The sequence below is a fragment of the Geodermatophilus marinus genome (assembly GCF_003428645.1).
GTDB lineage: Bacteria > Actinomycetota > Actinomycetes > Mycobacteriales > Geodermatophilaceae > Geodermatophilus.
The window spans coordinates 1-2,405 of the sequence record NZ_QVQH01000059.1 but is presented as its reverse complement, the minus strand read 5'-3'; the positions used below and the strand labels follow the sequence as shown (position 1 = coordinate 2,405).

Annotated in this window: 2 protein-coding genes; both read left to right on the top strand. The window is 74.6% G+C overall.

Going from position 1 to position 2,405, the window contains the following annotated elements:
• Positions 1–137 precede the first annotated feature (137 nt).
• On the top strand, positions 138–1,505 hold the full coding sequence (locus D0Z06_RS24970) for a Mu transposase domain-containing protein (protein WP_117380240.1): 1,368 nt from the start codon (positions 138–140) through the stop codon (positions 1,503–1,505).
• Positions 1,502–2,344 carry an IS21-like element helper ATPase IstB gene (gene istB, locus D0Z06_RS24965; RefSeq protein ID WP_117380239.1) on the top strand — a complete coding sequence of 281 codons (843 nt, stop codon included), beginning with the start codon at positions 1,502–1,504 and terminating at the stop codon, positions 2,342–2,344. Before D0Z06_RS24970 ends, istB begins: the two co-directional genes overlap by 4 nt.
• Positions 2,345–2,405 lie beyond the last annotated feature (61 nt).

Below are 2,405 nucleotides of genomic sequence, written 5' to 3'. Positions count from 1 at the left end.
TGACGGCGCTCAGGTGAATCTCCCCAGAGCTGCTCACTGAAAGTCCCCACCCGTGGAGCTCCGCCAGAGACGGCGGGGGCTCCTCCGAGGATGGCGGTCTCTGACCACCGCACCACCTCGAAGGAGCCCTGCCTCTCATGCTCACACGGGAGGAAGACATCGACGTGCACTCGCTACGTCGCCAGGGCTGGACGATCACCGCGATCGCCCGGCACCTGGGTCGCGACCGCAAGACCATCCGCGCCTACCTGAACGGCCGCCAGGCCGGGGTCCGCGCCCCGGCCGGCCCGGACGGGTTCGGCCCGTTCGTCGACTACTGCCGCGCACGGCTGACCGAGGACCCGCACCTGTGGGCGATGACGTTGTTCGACGAGGTCGTCGCGCTGGGCTACGACCGGGCCTACTCGACGTTCACCCGGCAGCTACGCACCCGGGACCTGCGGCCGGCGTGCGAGCCGTGCGCCCCGGCCCGGGGACGGCCGGCGGCGGTGATCGAGCACCCGCCGGGTGAGGAGACCCAGTTCGACTGGGTGGAACTGCCCGACCCGCCCGCCGCCTGGACCCCCGCCGGCTATCAGGGCAAGGCGTTCCTGCTGGTCGGGGCGCTGGCGCACTCCGGCCGCTGGCGCGGCGTGCTCTGCGCGAGCATGGAGCAGCCGGCCCTGATCGATGCCCTGCACCGCGTGGCCGCCGCGCTGGGCGGGCTTACCCGCACCTGGCGGTTCGACCGGATGGCCACGGTCTGCCATCCCGCCTCCGGGCGGGTGAGCGCGTCGTTCGCCGCGGTCGCCAAGCACTACGGCGTGCAGGTCGCGATCTGCCCGCCGCGGCGCGGCAACCGCAAGGGCGTGGTGGAGAAGGCCAACCACACCGCCGCGCAGCGCTGGTGGCGCACCCTGGCCGACGACGTCACGCCCGAGGCCGGGCAGGCCTCCCTGGACGCGTTCTGCGCCACCCGCGGCGATACCCGGCTGCGCACCCTCGGCGGCTGCCGGGGCACCGTCTCCAGCTTCGGCGCCGACGAGCGGCTCGCGCCGCTGCCGGCGCCGTTCCCGGCGGTGCTCACCGCCGAGCGCAAGGTGTCCGCGCAGGCGCTGGTGGCCTACCGCGGCAACTTCTACTCGGTGCCACCGGAGCTGGCCGGGACGACGGTGACCGTGGCCCATCGGCTCGGCGCGGACAGCATCGACATCGCCGCCGGCTCGGTCGGCGGCCGGCCGCCGACCGTGCTCGCGCGGCACCGGCTGGCCACCGACGGGGCCGGGGTGATGATCCGCGACTCCGGCCACGTCGTCGCGCTGCAGACCGCGGTGCTGGCCGCGTTCAGCACCGCCGCACCGCACCGGCGCAAGCAGCGCATCCCACCCGGCCCGGCCGCCCAAGCGGCCGCCGACGCCCTCCGCCAGACCACCACGCCCACCGGCACGACCGACCGCGGCGCCGACGTCGTGATCGACCTGGCCGCCTACGACCGCGCCGCCCGAGGAAGGAACACCCTCCGATGACCACCCCGCCGGCCCAGCCGAGCACCCCCGCGCCGCAGACCCCGACCCAGGCCAGCGTCTACCAGCAGCTGCGCGGGCACCTGGCCACGCTCAAGCTGCACACCGCCGCCGAGGCGCTGCCCGCCGTGCTCGAGGGCGCCCGCAGCGAAGGCCTGAGCCTGACCGCCGCGCTGGAACGCCTGCTGGCCCTCGAGGTCGACGCGACCGAGGCCCGCCGGCTGGCCGGCCGGCTCCGCTTCGCCTCCCTGCCCTCCCCGGCCAGCCTGGACGACTTCGACTACGACGCCGCCCCCGGCCTGGACCGGGCGCTCATCGCCGAGTTGGCCACCTGCCGCTACCTGGAGACCGCCACCAACGTGCTGCTCATCGGCCCACCCGGGGTCGGCAAGACCCACCTGGCCGTCGGCCTGGCGCGGGCCTCGGCGCAGGCCGGCTACCGCACCTACTTCACCACCGCCGCCGACCTCGCCGCCCGCTGCCACCGCGCCGCCATCGAGGGCCGCTGGGCCACCACCATGCGCTTCTACGCCGGCCCCACCCTGCTGGTCATCGACGAACTGGGCTACCTGCCGCTACCCGGCGAGGCCGCCTCCGCACTGTTCCAGGTCGTCTCCCAGCGCTACGGCAAGACCTCCATCGTGCTCACCACCAACCGCGGCGTCGCCTCCTGGGGCGAGGTCCTCGGCGACACCACAGTCGCCGCCGCCATGCTCGACCGGCTCCTGCACCGCTCGGTCGTGCTCAACCTCGACGGCGACAGCTACCGACTCCGCGACCATCACGCCCGCACCGACACCCTCCGCCGCGCCACCACCGGCACCCGACGACCGCTAACCTGACCCCGCTCCCGGGTGGGGACTTTCGGTGAGCACACCTGGGGAGATTCGGCGAGCGCCATCA